The 20,102-nt window shown below is 38.4% G+C and carries 21 protein-coding genes and 1 other annotated feature; of the genes, 8 read left to right on the forward strand and 13 right to left on the reverse strand.

The window, feature by feature from the left end; genetic code table 11:
• Positions 1 to 36: 36 nt before the first annotated feature.
• Positions 37 to 240, reverse strand: a binding site (T-box leader).
• A gap of 126 nt (positions 241 to 366) precedes the next feature.
• Positions 367 to 1,311, forward strand: a complete 945-nt coding sequence (locus IGI49_RS07985; RefSeq protein ID WP_429964074.1) for an aldo/keto reductase — start codon at positions 367 to 369, stop codon at positions 1,309 to 1,311.
• Positions 1,312 to 1,502: 191 nt separating this feature from the next.
• Positions 1,503 to 2,438 carry an aldo/keto reductase gene (locus IGI49_RS07990; protein ID WP_429964075.1) on the forward strand — a complete coding sequence of 312 codons (936 nt, stop codon included), beginning with the start codon at positions 1,503 to 1,505 and terminating at the stop codon, positions 2,436 to 2,438.
• Positions 2,439 to 2,476: 38 nt separating this feature from the next.
• Here IGI49_RS07990 and IGI49_RS07995 read toward each other — a convergent pair whose 3' ends face one another.
• The 3 genes from IGI49_RS07995 to IGI49_RS08005 all read right to left on the reverse strand — a co-directional run bounded on the left by IGI49_RS07995 (position 2,477) and on the right by IGI49_RS08005 (position 6,261).
• The gene (locus IGI49_RS07995) at positions 2,477 to 3,442 is read right to left on the reverse strand and encodes a D-2-hydroxyacid dehydrogenase (RefSeq protein ID WP_429964076.1); all 966 of its coding nucleotides are present in this window, start codon (positions 3,440 to 3,442) and stop codon (positions 2,477 to 2,479) included.
• Between the two features lie 206 nt (positions 3,443 to 3,648).
• The gene (gene proS / locus IGI49_RS08000; RefSeq protein ID WP_429964077.1) at positions 3,649 to 5,088 is read right to left on the reverse strand and encodes a proline--tRNA ligase; all 1,440 of its coding nucleotides are present in this window, start codon (positions 5,086 to 5,088) and stop codon (positions 3,649 to 3,651) included.
• Positions 5,089 to 5,403: 315 nt separating this feature from the next.
• A complete protein-coding gene (locus IGI49_RS08005; RefSeq protein ID WP_429964078.1) occupies positions 5,404 to 6,261 on the reverse strand; it encodes a DUF368 domain-containing protein in 858 nt (285 codons plus the stop codon).
• Positions 6,262 to 6,556: 295 nt separating this feature from the next.
• Between IGI49_RS08005 and IGI49_RS08010 the strand changes: the two genes are divergently transcribed.
• Genes IGI49_RS08010 through IGI49_RS08020 form a run of 3 tightly spaced genes read left to right on the forward strand, consistent with a single transcriptional unit; the run spans position 6,557 to position 8,356 of the window.
• Complete coding sequence (locus IGI49_RS08010) at positions 6,557 to 6,871, forward strand: hypothetical protein (protein WP_207701171.1); 315 nt, start codon at positions 6,557 to 6,559, stop codon at positions 6,869 to 6,871.
• A complete protein-coding gene (locus tag IGI49_RS08015; RefSeq protein WP_429964079.1) occupies positions 6,846 to 7,760 on the forward strand; it encodes a LacI family DNA-binding transcriptional regulator in 915 nt (304 codons plus the stop codon). Before IGI49_RS08010 ends, IGI49_RS08015 begins: the two co-directional genes overlap by 26 nt.
• A 56-nt stretch (positions 7,761 to 7,816) precedes the next feature.
• Complete coding sequence (locus tag IGI49_RS08020) at positions 7,817 to 8,356, forward strand: CDP-alcohol phosphatidyltransferase family protein (RefSeq protein WP_429964080.1); 540 nt, start codon at positions 7,817 to 7,819, stop codon at positions 8,354 to 8,356.
• Positions 8,357 to 8,454: 98 nt separating this feature from the next.
• Here the strand turns inward: IGI49_RS08020 and IGI49_RS08025 are convergent, their stop codons facing one another.
• The gene (locus IGI49_RS08025) at positions 8,455 to 9,066 is read right to left on the reverse strand and encodes a TetR/AcrR family transcriptional regulator (RefSeq protein ID WP_429964081.1); all 612 of its coding nucleotides are present in this window, start codon (positions 9,064 to 9,066) and stop codon (positions 8,455 to 8,457) included.
• A 170-nt stretch (positions 9,067 to 9,236) separates the two neighbouring features.
• Here IGI49_RS08025 and IGI49_RS08030 point away from each other — a divergent pair, with 170 nt between their 5' ends.
• The 3 genes from IGI49_RS08030 (at position 9,237) to IGI49_RS08040 (ending at position 13,965) form a co-directional block, all read left to right on the forward strand.
• Positions 9,237 to 9,938: an ABC transporter ATP-binding protein gene (locus tag IGI49_RS08030; RefSeq protein WP_429964082.1), complete on the forward strand. Its 702-nt coding sequence runs from the start codon at positions 9,237 to 9,239 to the stop codon at positions 9,936 to 9,938.
• Entirely contained in the window at positions 9,938 to 12,205 is a 2,268-nt protein-coding gene (locus IGI49_RS08035) for an FtsX-like permease family protein (RefSeq protein ID WP_429964083.1), read from the forward strand. The genes IGI49_RS08030 and IGI49_RS08035 overlap by 1 nt, the downstream gene beginning before the upstream one ends.
• Before the next feature lie 173 nt (positions 12,206 to 12,378).
• Entirely contained in the window at positions 12,379 to 13,965 is a 1,587-nt protein-coding gene (locus IGI49_RS08040; protein ID WP_429964986.1) for a SulP family inorganic anion transporter, read from the forward strand.
• 65 nt (positions 13,966 to 14,030) lie between these two features.
• Here the strand turns inward: IGI49_RS08040 and IGI49_RS08045 are convergent, their stop codons facing one another.
• The 9 genes from IGI49_RS08045 to comGA form a co-directional block, all read right to left on the reverse strand.
• On the reverse strand, positions 14,031 to 15,227 hold the full coding sequence (locus tag IGI49_RS08045) for an acetate/propionate family kinase (protein WP_429964084.1): 1,197 nt from the start codon (positions 15,225 to 15,227) through the stop codon (positions 14,031 to 14,033).
• A gap of 23 nt (positions 15,228 to 15,250) precedes the next feature.
• Positions 15,251 to 16,258, reverse strand: coding sequence for a class I SAM-dependent methyltransferase (locus IGI49_RS08050; protein ID WP_429964085.1), 1,008 nt, complete (start codon positions 16,256 to 16,258; stop codon positions 15,251 to 15,253).
• A gap of 218 nt (positions 16,259 to 16,476) precedes the next feature.
• Entirely contained in the window at positions 16,477 to 16,851 is a 375-nt protein-coding gene (gene comGG / locus IGI49_RS08055) for a competence type IV pilus minor pilin ComGG (RefSeq protein WP_429964086.1), read from the reverse strand.
• On the reverse strand, positions 16,844 to 17,272 hold the full coding sequence (gene comGF / locus IGI49_RS08060; protein ID WP_429964087.1) for a competence type IV pilus minor pilin ComGF: 429 nt from the start codon (positions 17,270 to 17,272) through the stop codon (positions 16,844 to 16,846). Before comGF ends, comGG begins: the two co-directional genes overlap by 8 nt.
• Positions 17,273 to 17,293: 21 nt before the next feature.
• A complete protein-coding gene (locus tag IGI49_RS08065) occupies positions 17,294 to 17,479 on the reverse strand; it encodes a hypothetical protein (RefSeq protein WP_429964088.1) in 186 nt (61 codons plus the stop codon).
• Entirely contained in the window at positions 17,466 to 17,909 is a 444-nt protein-coding gene (comGD, locus tag IGI49_RS08070) for a competence type IV pilus minor pilin ComGD (RefSeq protein ID WP_429964089.1), read from the reverse strand. The genes IGI49_RS08065 and comGD overlap by 14 nt, the downstream gene beginning before the upstream one ends.
• Positions 17,910 to 18,185, reverse strand: a complete 276-nt coding sequence (gene comGC / locus IGI49_RS08075) for a competence type IV pilus major pilin ComGC (protein ID WP_429964090.1) — start codon at positions 18,183 to 18,185, stop codon at positions 17,910 to 17,912.
• Complete coding sequence (gene comGB / locus IGI49_RS08080; RefSeq protein ID WP_429964091.1) at positions 18,179 to 19,189, reverse strand: competence type IV pilus assembly protein ComGB; 1,011 nt, start codon at positions 19,187 to 19,189, stop codon at positions 18,179 to 18,181. Before comGB ends, comGC begins: the two co-directional genes overlap by 7 nt.
• The gene (gene comGA / locus IGI49_RS08085; RefSeq protein WP_207701157.1) at positions 19,186 to 20,100 is read right to left on the reverse strand and encodes a competence type IV pilus ATPase ComGA; all 915 of its coding nucleotides are present in this window, start codon (positions 20,098 to 20,100) and stop codon (positions 19,186 to 19,188) included. Before comGA ends, comGB begins: the two co-directional genes overlap by 4 nt.
• Between the last annotated feature and the right edge of the window lie 2 nt (positions 20,101 to 20,102).

The raw sequence follows: 20,102 nt of genomic DNA on the forward strand, positions 1-20,102 counted from the left end.
TTTCTTGATTGACGTAAAAAAGCCCTTGCTCAGCTGAACAAGGACGAAATAATCGCGGTACCACCTATCTTTGAAAAAGTTTCCTTTTCCCTCTAGCAATTAACGCTTGCGATACGGAGCGGCTTTGCACCCGCTCATCTCCAGAATGTCTTTCAGAAACGTGATTTGGAATTGCTCTCAGCCTAGGCAAATTCTCTCTGCACCCTCTTCGTTGCTTACTCTTTCTTTCATTGATGTTAATTATCATCTTTTAAGCTACTAAAAAAAGACCGGAAAGTCAAGGCGAAGTGAAAAGAAAAGGCAAGATATTTCACTTTTTTTGCATTCCACTTTACACTTAATTGAAAGAATAGGAGTGAGGAAATAATGACAGACGTAAGAATTGGTAGATCACGAGTTTATTCAACTGATTTGGGTCTAGGAACAAATGCAGTTGGTGGACACAATTTATTCCCTAATTTAGATGAAGAGAAAGGAAAAGCGGTTGTTCGTGCAGCGTTAGATAATGGCATCACATTGCTGGATACCGCCTTTGCTTATGGAATGGGACGTTCAGAAGAGTTAATTGGTGAAGTATTGCAAGAGCCAAGCTATGATCGCTCCAGAGTGATTATCGCTACTAAAGCTGCTCAAGATGTCACTAAGGGCGGTGCTCTTAACAATTCACCTGAATTCTTGAAACAGGCCGTTGAAGATGCGTTGCAACGATTACAGACTAACTATATCGATATTTTCTACATCCATTTTCCAGATGATCACACCCCTAAAAATGAAGCTTTGGCTGCTTTACATGAATTAAAAGAAGCTGGAAAGATTCGTGCAATTGGCGTTTCGAATTTTTCGTTGGAACAGCTAAAGGAAGCTAACCAAGAAGGCTATGTCGATGTGGTCGAAGATCAATATAGTTTGCTGCATCGCGAAGCTGAAATCAATTTATTCCCTTACTTAAGAGAACATCGAATTGGTTTTGTTCCATTCTTTCCTCTTGCATCTGGTTTACTGACAGGGAAATATACCGAAGAAAATGGTTTTGACAGCTCAGACATGAGAAATGATAATCCTGATTTTAAAGGCGAACGATTCAAACAAATTTTAGCCAAAATTGATCTGCTTCGTCCAATTGCTGAAACCTACAATGCCACAGTTGCCCAGCTGGTATTGGCTTGGTACATGAAAAATCCTGATGTTAGCGTAGTGATTCCCGGAGCTAAGCGTCCTGAACAAGTCGAAGCAAATGCAAAAGCAGTTGATATTCGCTTGTCGGAAGCCGACTATACCATGATTGATGAACTATTTACTGACTTAAACTGAGGCACTTGTCTCAGTTTTTTTGTTGAATACAAAGCGGATAAAGTCAAAGTAGGTCTCGCTTTTTTTATTTTTTTGCTTTAAACTAATACAAAAGACTTCTATATAAAACCTAGTAAGCTTTTATTTTTGATCAGCAGACTATTTAGCGTCTTAAATAATTTAACAATAAAAATCAAGGAGTGATACTAGTCATGTCAGAAGTACAAATCGGAAAATCTTCAGTATATGCAAGCAAGCTTGGGCTAGGAACGAATGCAGTTGGTGGACACAATCTATACCCTAATCTAGATGAAGAGGTTGGAAAAGAAGTGATCCGGACTGCTCTTAGAAACGGAATTACTTTACTGGATACAGCCTTCTCTTATGGACGTGGACGATCAGAAGAATTGATCGGGGAGGTTCTACAGGAAGAAGAATTTGATCGTTCAAAAATCATTGTAGCTTCTAAAGCAGCACATGACATGTCCAACGGTGGAGTCTTCAATAATTCTCCTGAATTTCTAAAAAAGGCAGTTGAGGAATCTTTAGAACGTCTGCAAACGGATTATTTAGATATTTTCTACATTCACTTTCCAGATGAATCTACTCCTAAAAATGAAGCAGTCGCTGCTTTGTATGAGTTAAAGCAAGCTGGTAAAATAAAAGCTATTGGGGTTTCAAACTTTTCACTGGAACAATTGAAAGAAGCCAATCAAGACGGGCATGTTGATGTAATTGAAGAGCGTTACAGCCTAATTCATCGAGAACATGAAAATACCCTGTTTCCATATTTAAGAGAAGAGCAAATCAGCTTTGTTCCTTATTATCCTTTGGACTCTGGTTTATTAACCGGAAAATATGAACAAGAAGCAACGTTTGATGATAGTGATTTACGCAGCAAAAATCCAGACTTCAAAGGAGAACGTTTTAAAGAAATCATTGGTAAAGTGAATCAGTTAAAACCCATTGCTGAGCGATACAATGTGAGTGTTACTCAATTAGTATTAGCGTGGTACCTGAAGCATCCTATGATGGGTGTTGTCATTCCTGGTGCCAAAAACCCGAAACAAGTTGAAGCTAATTCTAAAGCCAGCGACATTCCGCTTTCTCAAGAAGATTTCGACAAGATCGATCAATTATTCCAATAAAAAAGAGGCAGCCAGACTTTTTTGTCTAGCTGCCCTATTTATTCATTCACAATATTTTGAGCTTTTCCATTAAGAAAGCCAGCCAAATTGTCTACAGCAATGCCCATCAGACGTTCTCTTGTCTCCACGGGTGCCCAAGCAATGTGAGGTGTGATGAAGCAATTTTTGGCCTTTAATAACGGGTTATCAGCCTGAATTGGTTCAGTTGAGACTACATCAATTCCTGCTGCAGCGATTTTCCCTTCATTTAAAGCATCGGCAACTGCCTGTTCATCCAGCAGACCACCTCTAGCCGTATTTAACAGGATTACCTGATCTTTCATTTTCATGATGGATTCTTCATTAATCATCCCAGCAGTATCTTTTGTCTGAGGAATGTGCAAACTGATAATATCGGATCTCTGATATAGCTCAGACAAAGAAACTTGACTCAACCACTCCTCTTCAGAAGGTTTAGGTCGATGATTCGCATAAATCACCTCCATATTCATTGCATGGGCTATTTTAGCAGTTGCGTGAGCAATGGCACCATAACCAATTAGTCCTAGCGTTTTCCCTCTTAATTCCATCAGAGATGTCTTGGTATAAGTAAAATCAATGCTTTTTTCCCAATCACCCGCATGAACAGACTGATTATGTAAGCCAACTTGACTAGTAATTTCCAATAATAAAGCAAAAGTAAACTGCGCAACAGCATCGGTTCCATAAGCCGGAATATTAGTCACGGCAATTTTTCGTTTTTTGGCTGCTTCCGTATCAACAACATTATAGCCTGTCGCAATCACACCTATATACCGAACATTTGGTGTCTGCGATAATACCTCTTCATCTATCGGTGTCTTATTAGTCAGAATAACTTCTGCCTCACCAATACGTTCAACAATTTCATCTATATTCGTATAAGAGGTACGGTCATACACGCTTACTTCACCAAAGAGTTCAAAACCTTTCCAAGATAAATCACCTGGATTTAACGCATGACCATCTAATACAACAATTTTCATAAACATCCTCCTAGTAAAAAAGAGCTTAAGACAACGATCAACTAAGACCATTATCTCAAACTCTCAATTAAAAGTCCGTTCAGAAACTTACTTCAGCGGGAGTTAAAAATTTTCTCACTGTCTACTTATTGTTTGCGGCTGATTTTTCGAACAGTTATTGAAGGAATTTTTATATATTTAAAGTAGTCTCTTTCACGGAAACTTTCCTAATATGCGCGTGCGATCCACACAGTGTGTTTCGCAGGTTCCCCAGTAACAATGTCCACAGTTTTTTCAACTGGAGGATTGAATGGGATATTGCGAGTTGTAAAGCCAGTCTCTTCTTTGATTTTTGCCTCGGTTTCTTCTGTACCATCCCAACCGATTAAGACAAATCCAGGGACTTCGCCAGTTTCTTTGGATTTGGCGATATGCTCTTTCAACTCATCTAGCGTATCAATGTCATAGTGCTCATTTTCTTTATAGCGAGCAGCAGCACTTTCGTATAGACGTTTTTGCATAGTGTCTAATTCTGTCGTGATGTACTCTTCGATATCATCTAAGGAAACGGTCGCTTTATCCTCAAGGTCACGCATTTTAACAACAACCTGATTGTTTTCCAAGTCACGAGGACCAAATTCAATACGCAATGGCGCGCCTTTTAGTTCCCATTCGTTAAATTTATAGCCAGGTGTATTTTCTGTTTGATCAATTCGAACACGCAAGTCTTGAGCTTTCAAAGTTGCTTGTAATTCTTTCAAGCGATCTAAAATAGTTGGGTTCTTTTGCCATGGGCCTACTGGAATTAAGACTACTTGTGTAGGTGCAACTTTTGGAGGTAGAACCAATCCTTTTTCATCACCATGAACCATAATTAATGAACCGATTAAGCGAGTAGAAATTCCCCAAGAAGTTGTGTATACATGTTCGTGTTCATTGTTGCGATTTAAGAATTTAATGTCGAAAGCTTTTGCAAAGTTGTTGCCAAGGTAATGAGACGTTCCTGCTTGGACGGCTTTACCGTCACGCATCATTGCTTCGACAGAATAGGTATCAACAGCACCCGCAAAACGTTCAGATGGTGTTTTTTGACCACGATAAACTGGGATTGCCAAGGTATTCTCAATTAAATTTGCATACGCCTCTAATGCACTCATTGTACGGTTGCGTGCGTCCTCTTCAGTTTCATGAGCGGTATGGCCTTCTTGCCATAAAAATTCTGAAGTACGTAAGAAAGGCATCGTTTTCTTTTCCCAACGGAATACATTCGCCCATTGGTTAATCTCTAAAGGAAGGTCACGATAAGAATTGATCCAGTTAGAGAAAGCATCTCCAATCAAGGTTTCTGAAGTTGGACGAAGCGCGTACGGCTCTTCTAATTCTTCATCGCCGACTTTTGTCAACCATGGTAATTCTGGTGCAAAACCTTCCACATGTTCTTCTTCTTTTTCTAAGAAATGTTTAGGGATCAACATTGGGAAATACACGTTGCGGATATCTTCTTCCTTCAAGAATTTGTTGAAGTCATCTTGAATATGCTGCCACAACTCGAAGCCGTCTGGTTTAAAAATAATACAGCCGCGAACAGGAGAATAATCCATTAAATCCGCTTTTTGAATTGTTTGTAAATACCATTTTGAAAAATCTTCTTTTTGTAAATTTGACATCTAAACATCCCCTTAAAAGTTAATAAAAAAAACCGTTCCATCCCTACATTACTGTAAGGACGAAACGGATAATTTCGCGGTACCACCTTGCTTGGCCATTCTTAGATGACCCAACTTTCAGCTCCCTTAACGCTGGAGATACGTGCTGCTTTCGCAACATACTTCTTCGACAGGTTCATAAATTTCAGTAGACGTGTTGATCTTTCAGCCGATGAATCAACTCTCTAATTGTCATGAAAATTTATTACTAGCTCGAATGCTTACTCATATGTTAAAGGGTTATTTAAAAAAAAGCAAGTATTAATTTGAATTTTTTTAATTTTCTTCCTCCGGTTTATAACGCTCTTCTAAACGACTCATCCACCAGCCTAAAGCCGCTCCCAAGAAACATAACACCCCACAGCCAACAAATCCTAAGAAACCGATTCCGCTGTAGTTGGTGGGAATAATCATGATCGTTGAAGCAAAAACAATTCCTAAAATGAAATGAAACATCGGCGAAAAATAACGATTGAAAATCCAATCCATCACTTTTGACAAGCTTAAAACAGTCGCTAAGCCGCCAATAGCAATAGGAATAAGAACGCTCAAATCCAACGTTTTAAATCCATCTGCCATTGCTTTATACATACCCATATATACTAGGAAGTTAGAGGGACTTAAGCCAGGAACAATCAATCCTAAACCAATTAATCCCCCAGCAATCATCCATGTGAAAAAGTTTTGATCCACTTCACCAAACAAGCCTGATCCCTGCCACAAAAATAAGAATCCTGCTGCAAAACTAACCACAAGAATGACGATATCACGCGTCGACCGGCCATGTTTCCCTGCTTCTTTCCATAACGCAGGAACAGTACCAATGATACAGCCGACAAAGAACCATAATATGATAGTTTCAAATTCGCCAAGCAAGAAACTAACCGCAAAAGATAAAATAAATACACCTGCCAGACCACCCAATCCTACGGGGATAAAAAACAGGACATTCTCTTTAAAGTTCTTTGTGATATGTGCCAGAAACGAAATGATCCGTTCATAAATACCAAAAACTGCTGCTAAAGCTCCACCGCTGACACCAGGTAAAATAAAGCCAGAACCGATAAACATTCCTTTGATAAACCGTAAAAACCAGTCACTTCTTACTGGCTTCGTTATTTTTTTACTTTCCATCAACCTTTTTCTCCTTAATTTTCGCATTTCTACCTTATTCAGTGTAACGATAAAGAATTGTTGTGGCAAGATTTTTATCCAGTTTAGCTCATTCTTTGCTTTTAAATTGGACAAATGACGCTTTTTCATAGACTAGATCCTTTAATCAAATTTTGTTAATGGGGGTCGTTTCTCTCAATTTTTTTGATCTGCGTTGATACAAAAAAAGTTTTTTATTTTTATGATATAAACTGCTTGCATTGAAACTCGTTTCATAAAGTACACTGTACTTAGATAAGAAAAAGGAGGAATAAACATGAGAACCTATGTTAAAATTCAAAAAGATGGTAAAGAAAAATTGTATTATGCATTTATTCAGGTAAAGGACAATAGTTTAGTGCTTACATGTTCCGTCGGTTTATTGAAATCCTTCAAACGTGTTATCGATTTATCAAAAATTTCCTATTTAGGTGAAGATCAATATTATGGCGGAAAGCGTATCATCTTCGCTTATGAAGAAGAGCAATTTGCTATTTTTGAGTTTGGTCCAGCTGTCATTACTGATCTGCATAATCAATTATCCCTAAAAAAAGAGGTAATCAATTATGGCAAATATCCGAGATATAGCTAAAATAACGGGCTATTCCGTTTCAACGGTTTCAAGAGTGATCAATGACTATCCTTATATCAAAGAAGAAAAACGCAAAAAGGTTTTAGCTGTCATGAAGGAGCTCAATTACATTCCGAATAAAACTGCCCAAAATTTGAGTCACGGTGAAACTAAAAATATTGGTGTGGTTTTACCCTTTACAAACCATCCTTACTATACCCAATTATTAAGTGGAATAATGGAAGAAGCTTTTCTTTATTCCTACAAAATTACCTTGCTGCCGACAAACTATAACCCAAAACTTGAAAAAGATTACTTGGACCAATTTGCAGCCAAAGAATTTGATGGTTTAATTATTACAACGATGGCCAATAAGCCCGATTTTTATCGCGCCTATCTTACTTATGGTCCACTAATATTTTGTCAAAAAATTGCATTGGAAAACGTTGGCTCTGTTTATATCGATCTAGAATCTTCTATCCATGAAGCCCTGCTCTATTTAAAAGAGCGTGGGGTTAAAAAGTTAGGTGTTACTTTAGGCCGCAGTAAAAAAATCAGTCAGGATTCCGTCTTAATTGAAAGACTTAGTTACCAAGTATTTCCTGATTTTGATCCAGCAAATATTTTTTGGGATTGTTTCTCTGGAGAAGATGGCCCACAAGCTGCAGAATTTTTCGCAAACAAGCAGGTAGATGGTTTATTAGTGAACAGTGATGAGCTTGCTGCTGTTATTTTGCGAAACTACCCAACTCCAATAGTCGTTGGTCGAGAGAATTTGTTAATTAGTGAAGTCATGAATTTCTCTAGTATTGACCATCACCTAATTGATTGTGGTCGCCAAGCATTTCAGCTGTTTTATCAAAAAAAGCAAGATAAAATCTGCTTACCTTATGAGTTAATCAAACGTTAAGTTTAGCCAGCTAATTTTCAATAGAAAATAGCTGGTTTTTCTTTTATACTAAAGCTATGAAAAACATTCCTGATCTTATGACTAGTTGCCGAATTTTACTGACCCTTTTTTTGCCTTTTACAACTCCTTTTGATCAAAATTTTCTAATTATCTATACACTTTGTGGAGTCAGTGATATAGTGGATGGCTATCTAGCTCGCAAATTAAAATGTTCCAGCGATCTAGGAACATTCTTAGATACTTTGGCAGACACACTTTTTTTATTTCTAGCAGCGGGTACTTTGCTTGTAAAAATTTCACTGCCACTTTGGCTGCTACGTGCAGCTTTGGTCATTCTTGTCTTTCGACTGTTTACCTATACTATCGGCTTTATCCGTTTTCGTCAGTGGACAAGTCTTCATACTTGGCTCAATAAATTAACCGGCTTACTGTTGTTTTTGACTCCCTACCTTTATAACTTTATATCGCTGCCTATTTGGGGAATAATCGTTGTAGTTGTTGCTGTGCTATCCGTTTTAGACGAACTATTGATAGTCGCTTTGTCAAAAAAATTAGATAAAAACTGTCGTTCATTTTTTTCTTGTATCATAAAATGAAGGTAGATAACCGTCTCTACTAACGTTTAGTTATGTCAAGCTGACTCAACCTAAATTGAGCCCTGTTGCAAGAACACCTCTTAACAGCAGGACTTCGTTTAACGAGATTCGATTTCTTCAAAAATGCTTATCGGTGACGTGGTCATACTTTTTGCGAGAATTTCAGCAATTTCTTCGGGTGATTGTCTCGCACCCGTACGCAGCCAACGTTTAACGATAGCAATCACACCATAATAAATAAATTCCTGCTGCAATTTCTCACTTTCTGTAATCTCAGGCGATACGTTCTGAAGTTTGAGCTGAACGGTTTTGATATACAAGCGCTCCAAACGCTCAATGAATTGTGGGCGGCCATTTTCGCCAATCAGAACCTGCGCTAATTCCTTGCGTTCGTAGAGGAATATCATCAAGTTTTCACAGGCCTCTTTAAAGAACTGGAAAATATTAGCTCTTCCATATTGCTCAATTTTGCTTTTTACTGTCACACCAACGTGATCTTTCATCACTTGTTCGAGACTGCTATACATTTCCTCTTCTACTTCTTCCAGTAAAGCATATTTGTCCACATAATAATGATAAAAGGTTCCTCGATTTATTTTGGCACGCTTAGATAACCCTGCTACGGTGATTTTATCAAAACCAATTTCATCCATCATTTCAAAAAATATTGTGACAATGTGCTGCTTCGTTCGATCTGTTTTATTCGACATCGTACTTTCCTTCCACAATTTTCCATTATCTGTTCATTTATTCAACAAAGTCAATTCTACTGTTGCCTTTTTGAACACTCCGCCGCTCGTTGTTTATTGTTACTTGAATGATTTCATCCTAAACTAAAGCACATAATAAATCAACATAGTGTTCAAAAAAGGAGAAGATCATGACTTATATTCAAGCAACAAACCTGCAGAAAAATTATTTAACAGCAACCACTGAAATTCCGGCATTGAAAAATGTAACCTTTGCTATCGAAAAAGGAGAATTTACTGTAATTTTAGGCCCCAGTGGTTCTGGGAAGACAACTTTGCTTAATCTTTTAGGGGGAATGGACAAAGCAACAAGTGGTGAACTGATTGTAAATCAGAATACCATCCACTCCTTCAAGGATCGAGAACTAACTAATTACCGTCGTCACAGTATCGGCTTTATTTTTCAATTTTATAATTTGATTCCAACCTTAACTGCTTTAGAAAATGTAGCCATTGCTCAACGAATTGCGAAAGAGCCGTTCGAAGCTACAGAGATCTTAACAAGGGTTCAAATGTCCCATCGACTTAACAATTTTCCGCAAGAACTTTCTGGTGGTGAACAGCAACGTGTCTCTATTGCTCGTGCTGTCTGTAAAAATCCTCAATTGATTTTATGTGATGAACCCACTGGAGCATTAGATAGTACTACTGGACAGCAAGTGTTATACCTGTTAAAAGAAATGTCGGAAGTGCATGGACATACTATTATTGTAGTTACTCACAATGCAGCTATTGCCCAAATCGCAGATCGGGTTATTCACCTAAAAGACGGCGCAATCCTTAAAAATGATCGACAGCTTCATCCATTGAAGATTGATGAGGTGAGCTGGTAATGTTAATCCGCAAAACAATTCGTGATTTTCGTCAAAATGGTTTAGGTTTCTTCGCCGTTTTTTTAATGAGCTTTATTTGTCTGTTTGTTTTTACCGGTATTTATAATCTTAGTCAGCAAATGGAGCAAACTGGTAAAAAATTTATAGCAGACAGTCAGTTAGCCGACTATTTATTAACAACCCGACGACTGGACGAGAAGAAGGAAAAGGAAACTGCCTCTTTACCTTCTGTAGAGGAGATGTCTTTTCGTCATGTGGGTCAATTTGAAAACAATGACCTTTCATTAACTTTACTTTCTTTTGATCAATCAAAAATTAGTCAGCCTCAAGTAATCCAAGGTGCCAGTCTGCAACAGCAGCCGGGGATTTGGTTGGACCAAGATTTTTTCCGAGAAAATAAGTATCAATTAAATGATGAGATCACGATCAATCAAACAATTTGTAAAATCCGTGGAACCATCCGACAGCCGGAATTTATCTACTTTACCGAAAGTGCCGATCAACCTTTGCCAAATCATAAAGAAGTCGGCTATGCATATGTATCGGAAGAGACCTTTGCCCAATTGGGAATTTATTCAAGCCAGCAGTTACTGCTGGACACGAAAAATCAAACGAATCAAGCGTGGTTAGAAAAACAGTTGTCTTCTATTTGGGGTTCTGATTTTCAACAGCTGACCTCGCAAAAGGATAGTTCAGGTATTGGTGTGTTCACTGATCGATCGGAGCAAATTAAACGATTGGCAATTTTGTTCTCTGGATTATTCTTAATTCTTACCTTAATTACAATGGAAGCCACCATGAGGCGTTTTGTTAAGCAGCAGCAATTACAAATCGGTAGTCTGCTCGCTCAAGGGCTAAGCAAACGGTCTTTATTGTTTCATTACTCTTTATTTGGCTTACTAATATCCTTTGCCGGTTCGTTCATTGGTTGTTTATTGGGCCCAAGAGTTCTATCACCTATTTTATTATCGGTAATCGGTAATCAATTCTCTGTACCTGCCTGGGAAAATAGTACCAGCTCACTAGGTTACTGGGTAGTTGCCCTTGTTACCTTGTGCAGTGTCCTCGCCACTCTAATTCCCGTGGCGCCAATTATGAATAAACTGCCTGCAGTCATTTTGCAAAAGCAGACAAACGAGCGTTTTCGTCGAGTCTGGTTAGAGCATTCATTTATTTGGAAGTACCTCCCCTTTTCTCTGCAATGGACGCTGCGTGATATTCAGAGAAATTTACGCCGAGGTATCCTTGGTATTTTTGGAGCGATGGGCTGTATGATATTACTAATAGCAGCCTTTGGAATTAATGATTCAATTGATCACTCCTTGCATCAAGTTTTTTATGAAACCTATCATTACAATGAAAAGGCTAGCTTCATACAGCCCTTAGCTGAAAAACAACAAGACGAAGTTGAAAAGCTGTTCTCACATGAAGGTCAATGGTTGGAACAACAAACAGTTACTTTATTAAATGGTTCAGAAGAGCAGCTTATTACTGCTACCATTGCTTCACCTGGAAATTTTCTGAATTTGAGCACTCATTCAGAAACACTTTCCCTGCAAAATTTAAAGGACAACGAAGTAATTCTTTCTTCTGCTCTAGCAAACAACTATCAAATCAAAAAAAATGATTCCATCTATGTGAGGATTGGCCAAACAATTATTCCGCTTCAGGTAAAAGATTTAGCCTACCTCTCAGCTCCTCAAGGATTGTTTTTTTCACAAAAGGTATGGGAAGGTCTGGATCAATCCTTTTTACCGCAATCTCTTTTACTAGAAAAGCAAGATCAAATAAAAGAGTCTGCCCTTTTCTCCAACTCTGTTTCTAAAAAACAGCAATATACCGACTCTCTTCAGTTAATCGAAGGCATTCGTTTCATTATTTCTTTATTAATCTTAGCAGCCTTAGCATTAGGAATTACCATTATGATGAATTGCCATTTGCTGATTTTTTCTGAACGTTTTATTGAATTCGCTACGTTGAAAGTATTGGGCTTTACTAAGTCAGAGGTATTGCGTCTCTCCTTATTGGAAACAACTTTATTAACAAGTATTGGCTGGGTGTTCAGTTTGCCTTTGGGGTGGCTGTTTCTCCAAGCGTATGTATCAATGGTCTCAACTGAAAATCAGCAATACCTACCTCAACTATCAAGCAAAAGCCTAATGCTGGCTAGCTTTATATTATTTGGTTGCATGCTACTAGTACAAGCCTTTTTAAATCGTAAAATTAATCAAATTGATTTTGCAACAGCTTTGAAACCTGCCGAATAATTAATCTTAAAACTGCTCACAGGTGTCCTTGTCTACCGTGAGCAGTTTTTTCCTCTCTCACCTAAGAAAACGTTTTTAATTCAATTGCTGAAGTTTTTGGCTTAATTCTTGTGGTATTATCTATTTGTTGACTTTAAGAATGGAGTTGTTAGGTTAGATTGAATTACTTAAAAATGATTAGGGCCGAGTTTAAAGGGTATACTCTGCGAACGCTGAAAATGGATTTGCTGGCTGGAATAACCGTCGCTGCCGTGGCTTTACCGTTGGCTCTTGCCTTCGGTGTTTCCAATGGTTCAGATGCTGCTGCGGGAATGATTACTGCAATTATTGCTGGTGGTGTAATCGGTAGTTTGTCAGGTAGTTTCTATCAAATTTCTGGTCCGACTGGCGCAATGGGGGCAATTCTTATGTCCATTGTGGCAACTAAAGGCCTTGAAGGAGTTCTGCTTGCTACCTTCTTAGCAGGTATTTTCTTGTTGTTTGCCGGCATTTTGAAAATTGGCAGTATTACTTCCCTCATTCCAGCACCTGTCATAACAGGCTTTACTTCAGGCATTGCTATTATCATAGCCCTAGGGCAGCTAGATAATTTCTTTGGCGTACATTCTGAAGGCCATAATTTAATTGAAAAGCTGCAAAGCTATCAACAGTTTGGATTCTCGCCCAATATAATTACTACTCTCTTAGGACTTTCTGTCATTATTGGTATGATTTATTTTCCCAAAAAATGGAATCAAAAAATTCCTGCGTCCTTAGTAATGATTATAGTAGCAACTGTTCTTACTGTATTATTCAAGCTTCCTGTGGCTACGGTAGGAAAAATCCCCACTACAATTGTTAGTGACCATCGTCTGTTCTTTTCCGATCTTCACCTTAGTGGTCTGAAGGATGTATTCGTTCCAGCAATCAGTATTGCTATGTTAGGGATGATTGAAAGCCTGCTTTGCGGAGCTTCCGCCGGACGTATGACTGGAAAAGAGCTTGATAGTAATCAAGAATTGGTGGCACAGGGGATCGGGAACATGATTCTACCTTTCTTTGGTGGCGTTCCTGCTACTGCGGCAATTGCACGAACAAGTGTAGCCATTAAATCAGGCGCACAGACACGTTTAACCGGTATTTTCCACGCACTATTTTTACTATTATCTATGATGGTTTTTGCTCCTGTAATGTCAAGCATTCCTATGTCTGCATTAGCAGGTGTCCTGATTGTAACTGCTTGGCGAATGAATGAATGGACAATCATACAGGAATTTTGCCAAAAAAGGTTTTATCCTGCTTTAGTAAAATTTTTTGTTACTATGATTGCCACTGTTGTCTTTGATTTAAGCTTAGCCATCATTTTAGGAGTAGCAGCAAGCTGCTTAATCTTTTTGGCGAAATCGGCGCAAATCTCTATTAGCGTAGAAGAAATTGATTGGGAGCGTATGGCGATGGTTCCTGTTGAGCATACGAAAGACTGGGTGGTTGTGTATCTTAGCGGTCCGTTATTTTTTATGTCTTCAGCAAAACTGAAAAAGGCTCTGGATGATTTAAAGGATAAAGAGGGAATCATTCTATCAATGCGGGGCGTTTCAAGTATTGATACAACTGCATTAACTGTGCTTTCAGATTGTTATGCTCAACGTAAAGAAGTCGGTCAGGAACTTTACTTTAGCTCAATGCAATCAGGGGTAAAAGAAATGATTCAAACTATGCACATCGATACCGATATTCAGTATCACTTTTCTGTAGCTGATGCTTTGCGAGAATTATATTAATGCTTAAAAAAGAAGGTGACCTGGAAATGCTAATCGGCATTTCCAGGTCACCTTCTTCATTGTTTTTATTTACTTAAACGCTCAACATCTCGAGCAATCATTAATTCTTCGTCTGTTGGGATAACATAGACTTTTACTTTTGAATCAGGTGTTGAAATTTCAGCCTCTTTGCCGTGAATTTTTTGGTTTACAGCTGCATCCAAGTCAATTCCGAACCAAGTCATTTGCTCCAAGACCATTTTTCTAACGATATCGCCATTTTCACCCACACCAGCAGTGAAGACAATCGCATCAACACCGTTCATAACTGCAATATATTGAGCAATGTATTTACGGATGCGGTCAGCATAGATTTCTAAAGCTAGAATTGCGTCTTCATTACCGCCAGCTGCGCCATTTTCAATATCACGCATATCACTTGAAAGACCAGTCAATCCTAAAACACCAGATTTTTGATTTAAAATATCAATCATTTCATTAATAGAAGAAATCCCTTCTTTTTCCATCAAATATGGCAATAATGATGGATCAATATCTCCAGAGCGAGTTCCCATAGTGACACCTGCTAAAGGCGTGAAGCCCATCGAAGTATCAACTGATTTTCCACCTTCAACTGCTGTAACAGATCCGCCGTTACCAATATGGGCAGTAATAATCTTTGTTTCTTCGATCGGTTTAGCTAATAACTCAGCAGCACGTTCAGACACATAACGATGGCTGGTTCCATGGAAGCCATATTTACGAGCCCCATGTTTTTCATAGTATTCTTTAGGAATGCTGTAAAGATAGTTCACTTTCGGCATAGTTGCATGGAAAGATGTATCAAAAACAGCCACGCTTAACACGTTAGGCAAGATACGGCGGAATGCCTTAATTCCCATAGCGTTAGCTGGATTGTGCAATGGAGCGAATTCACTTAACTCTTCAATTTTTTCCAACACATCATCAGTGATAATCGTTGAATCTTTGAAGTATTCGCCGCCGGCTACAACACGGTGTCCTACACCTGTAAGCTCATCAAAGGATGAAATAATTTTTAGGTCGATCAATTGGTCTAAAAGCATTTGAACAGCTACTTCATGATCCTTAATGTCTAATACTTTTTCAAATTTTTCTCCATCACCATATTTAATCGTAAAAATTGAATCTTTAATTCCAATTCTTTCTACAATTCCTTTAGCTACGACGGTTTCATCAGGCATTTGGTATAACTGCCATTTTAGACTTGAGCTACCAGCATTAATTGCAATTGTTTTTGACATTTTTACTCTCCTTTTGTTTTAGCTTATAAATTAGAAGACTTCCAGCCCTCGAATTTTTTGAAAAACTCTGTTACCTTACTTGGATCCTTAAGGGTAGGTAATTTAACCAGCAGCACTTTTTCAGCCTGCTGAGCATCTCCACCAGCTTTTTGCAGAATTAATATACTCTTGCGAGAATGTTCGGATTTGAACAATTCGTCTGGCAATTGAATAATTCCTTGCAGGAAGACTTCTGCACCCAACCATTTTTGCAATAGCGGGCCTTGTTCAGCTTCCAGAAAATTACTTGGCAGCAGGAATAATCCAAAACCGCTTGTCTTTACGTAAGCCATCGCTTGCTCCATCAATAAATGATGTGCATAGCTGTGCTCCTTTTCCGAACTAGTGATAAACTGGCGCGCCTTTTCATCATTGGGATAGTAACCGATAGGCAAATCCCCAATGGTGAAATCTACTGGATCTACTAATAAATCCTGCAGGCTGTCCTGATGGAACAATTGAACTTCTTCTTCCATTAAAGCACTGTCTGAAGCAGCGATTGCTAATAAGGTATCATCGATATCTATACCAGCCGCCTCAACTTTATAACCTGCTAATTGTAAATTAGAAATGGTTGTTAGAAGTAAATTCCCCATACCAACTGCAATATCCAATACACGAATAGGTGCTTGCTTATCTGCTGTTAACTGCTCAATCAAAAAGACAAACAAAAAACCCAAGCTGTCTGGTGTTAACTGATGATTAGGCTGTAATGTTTCTTGTTTAGAGCCTTTCAGTAATAGCAGCTGAGTGACTTTACGCCATTCTTCTTTTTTCAAGTTCAGTTCTAAAATATCTTGGTAGAGTTTTTCTACTTGGCTGACGGTTTGCTGATCAGGTGTTTGGTCAACCACACGTACTTTTGCACCATCCACTAAATTCTCCGCATTTTCGATATAGGCGTCAAAAAAGGAAGTTTCTAGTTTTTGCTGCAATAATTCCACTGCTTGATTCATCAAAGAAAAAGCTGTTTCAATTTTTTCTGGATTCATCTTATACCTCCTAGTATAACACCTATGATACCTGTTCTATTTTAGCGGACAATTTAAAAATAATCAATCGCTTTCTTTTTAAAATTGCGGATTTTTAGTGTTTTTGGAAGAAAACTACCTGTAAAACTTTTTCACAAACATGTGTGTTAGTCTGTATCGATTACAGAACAAAAAGTGTTAGTAAAGAGACGAGCGCTTTACTAACACTTTCACAAATTTCACGGATTTCTCAAGTGTCCTTCAGTTGTTTCTTTTTTATTGGTGGAATTACCCGCAGACTGGCTGGTTTCCTTAGCTATTTTCTCAGAAAAAGTATACATTTTCCCCTGAATAGTTACACAAATTTTTACTGTATCTTTCTTTTTTTCGTAGGACAGGTCCCCCTGGTCAAAAAGCCAAGTTCCTTGCTCTTCTTTCAATGGTTGGTATACGATTAAAAATTCTTCCTTGGCAATTTTTGCTTGATACAGCTGAATGGTCCGTTTTGAGAAATCTGCTGTTTGACGATAGGTAAACAGCAGTTGTAAAACTAAAAAGCTGAAAAGAAAAATAAACAGTAAGACAGAAATTAGAATTCCACCGCGTTTATTCAATCACCCAAGTTCCTTTCTTCTTTGTGCCGTCGTTGAAAGTAACATCAAATTCTACAGTGTGATCTACTTCCTGACAGCTGAAAGCATATACCTGAGTAAACAACGGTTGATGCCCATTTTTATAGTTTTTTCTTACTGTTGAATTGGCTCTTTCTATTTTGAGTGTGCTTCCTTCTTTATCCTTCAGCACAATTCGATGGGCTTCAGTGTTACTATAATCAAATCCTGCAAGTTCATTTTCTAATTGCAGCAAGCCTACTTCCCATTCACGGCTATGATAGGCTGTTAGCTGCTGCTCCATCTTGGCCATGTGCTTAATCAAACCATCTAGCAAAAGAAGACTTCCACTTAATACCAGCAATGCCACTAAGCATTCCAAAAGAGTAAATCCCTTAATTCGCCAGCGCTCTTTTTCTCCCACTATCTTCCTCCTCTAGTTTTTTTAGGGATAAAGTCGTTTATGACGAAGCTCAATATATCGATTGCGATATTCTTCAATCTTTTCCAACTGTTGCAGTGTTTGTTTTTGTAGATGAATAGTAATCGACAAGTATCCATAGGTCATCCCAAATAGCAGAGACAGACTTACTAGACTTTCTAACAAAATGTACCCTCTACTTTTTTTCAAAACGACCACTTCCTAATTGAAATTGATAAATAACTTCTCCAGACCTGTCAGTGAATCTAATTTTAGGAATACCAGTCTCTGGCTGATTCGTAGAAACATTTCCGGTACTGCTTTTAAACATGATGGAATATCCGCTATGCAAAACAACGTACTTTGGCACTTCCAAATTTTTCCAGGGTAGCTCCTCATCGACGGCCGTAAAAGTAATCAGCTGTTTATCTGGGTGCAAGTCAAACCGAGCATTTTTTTGATCACAGATCGCCAACTGCTGAAGATGTAATATCGACTTTTCCAGCTGATAATAAAAAGATCGTTCCTCCAGTTTTCGCTGCCAGTTGGAGAACATCAACGTTGGCAGTAAAACAAAACTGCAAACTATCATTAGAACAATTAAGGTCTCGAACAGCGTATATCCCGATTTACACCTCATCTAAGGATTAACTTTTTCATAGACTTTTTTTTGTTTGTCTGTAATATACCCCTCGTCTACTAATACTTCTAATGTTGGACGAATGCCTGTATCTAGTTCATAAACTTCCATCTGCGTCTCTACAACCTTCGCAATTGATTCATCATTCTTCCCCTGGGCAGAGTCTTTCTGCTTCATAATATTTGGTACAAACAATAGTAATAGGATACTGATCACAAAAAGTACGACCATCATTTCTAATAGAGTAAAACCTTCAAGTTTTTTCTTTTTCACCATATTCCCTCCAAACCGCTGGATAGCGGCAAAAGCATAGCGACATAAATACTAACAATCAATAAAGCAACGAACAAAAATACTACCGGCTGCAACCAAGAACACAAAAACTCTAAACGGGCAAAAAAACGCTGCCAAACAAGCTGACTATACGTGAGCAGTTCCTTTCCTAAATTCCCACGAACTTCCCCCTGCTGAACAATTTGACTAAATTCCTTGGTTAAAAAAGGGTAGTCTCTTAATTGATGTGCTAAAGATTGACCTTGAACGAGCTTCTCTTGAAGTGAAGCAGCTAATTCTTTCATAAGCGACTTTTTTTCTGTTGCTAGTAAACAGGCAATAATCTGTTGAAGCTCGAGACCCTGATCAAATAATTTTCCCCATTCTAATGCAAAATAGGCTGAATAATAATCGCGGTGCAGCCGGCCAATAAAGGGGAGTTTAGCTAAGAAGCTGTACTTAATAAGATAGCTTTGTTTCTTTCCCCAGTAGTTCCATAAACTTAGTACGAATAGCCCAGCGGACAAAGCTGCTACAACGAACCAAGGAGCTGCTTGAATAAAGAGAATCGAAGGATTATCAGCAGCAATCATTCCACTGTCTAATAATTGAGGTAAAAGAAGGGTTCGCATTCCCAACAGAATCAACAGTAAAAAAAGTAGAAGCATGGCTGGATAAGAAACAGCTTTAATGAAATTTTGACGATGCTTTTGAATCAGCAACATTTGATTGGCTATTCCTTTTAGCGTAAGAGCAATCCCTCCATGCATCTCTCCCAAAGCAACTTGCAGTACTTGATCAGCGGAAAAATTCAATTGAGAAAAGCTTTTTGATAAAGGTTGACCACTGTGCAGATTTTTTTGAACTATTTCCACTAGTTCTGCTGAAAAAATATCAGCGGTTCGCAAAAAATGTAAGGCTTGCTGCAGGCTAAATCCATTAATTAACAAATCACCTAGTAATTGGCAGAAGCTAATTTTTTGTTGTGGAGTTAGTCTTTTCTTCATTGCATATCTTCCCCAATCTGTCTTAAGCCTTCCTGCCAAGTAAAAAGCTGCGGGGGATCATCATAAAAGGTGTAGCTCATTAATAACCCCACTTCATTTTCTTGGCAGGGAAGCAATTCTTGGTAAATAATTCCGCGTAAGCAATCTTGTAACAAATGTTGATCCCCTCCCAACTCAATTGCCCGATTCTCCGCTGCTTCTAAGCTTGAAGCATGCAGCGTCGCAAATACGCAATGACCTGTTAAGGCTGCTCGAATTGCTCCTTGAATCGTCTTTTGATCGCGGATTTCACCAATTATTAACACATCTGGGTGATGGCGTAATGATAATTTGATCAGCTCCTCATAGGTTTGATCAATCTTCTCATTGACCTGCAGCTGCAAAAAGTCTGGTTCTTCAATCTCAACGGGATCTTCGATAGTTAATACTTGCCCATGACTTTCCTTAGCCAGTTTGTACATTAAGGTTGTTTTCCCAGAACCGACTGGACCACAAAATAGATACAACCCTTTTGAGCGACAAGCCTGAAGGATTGTTGGTAACTGTTCTGGTAATAAGTATTTTTCACGACTGTGTCCAAAAGAATGCAAAAAACGAATAACTAGACTCTCTCGTTGCAGATAATTGCCTACAGTAGACAAACGTAACCGCTGCTCCTGTTGGTGTAAGGAATAAGTAATTGCACCTAATTGTGCTTTACGCCTTTCGCTAACGTCCATTTGTCCCAAATACTTAAAGCGGCTAATTAACTGCCTTCCAATCTCACCTGAGACACACCCCTGCCCATGATAATAAGGTCCCTGGCGAAAATAATATTCATAATGCTCATCTTTAGGCATCAAATAGAAATCCTGCATCTGCTTTTTGGCACCATACTCTACTAAGCCTGTTGAAAGTTCTTCAATCGTCATCT

Origin of the sequence: Enterococcus sp. AZ071 (genome assembly GCF_050499065.1) — a bacterium.
GTDB lineage: Bacteria > Bacillota > Bacilli > Lactobacillales > Enterococcaceae > Enterococcus_A > Enterococcus_A ferrettii.